Consider the following 411-nt stretch of genomic DNA (forward strand, 5'->3'; position numbering starts at 1 on the left):
CTTGTTAAGCAAATCAACCCTCGCTCTTTAGGTAACCTAATCGCGATGTACGAGCACAAGATCTTCGTTCAAGGCGTTATCTGGAACATCTTCAGCTTCGACCAATGGGGCGTAGAACTTGGTAAGCAACTAGCAAACCAAATTCTTCCAGAGCTTGCAGACGATGCACAAGTAACGTCTCACGACAGCTCTACTAACGGTCTAATCAACGCATTTAAAGCGCTGAAAGCTTAAGACTGTTTAAGTAACACCAAGTAATAATTGTAAACGCCAACCTTTCGGTTGGCGTTTTTTATGTCCGTTGATTTACGGCAATAAAAAAAGGCTGACGTATGTACGTCAGCCTTTCGCTTTTTATTTAGTCGATTGTCTCTATTCGAAACAGATCTCGATGAAAGCATTACCCCACTG

At 42.3% G+C, this 411-nt stretch carries 1 pseudogene; it reads left to right on the top strand.

Annotation, left to right across the window (positions count from 1 at the left end):
* Nucleotides 1–234: pseudogene (pgi, locus tag AB4496_RS29315) on the top strand (glucose-6-phosphate isomerase); the annotation flags it as partial.
* Nucleotides 235–411 lie beyond the last annotated feature (177 nt).

Origin of the sequence: Vibrio sp. 10N.222.46.A1 (genome assembly GCF_041473595.1) — a bacterium.
GTDB lineage: Bacteria > Pseudomonadota > Gammaproteobacteria > Enterobacterales > Vibrionaceae > Vibrio > Vibrio tasmaniensis_A.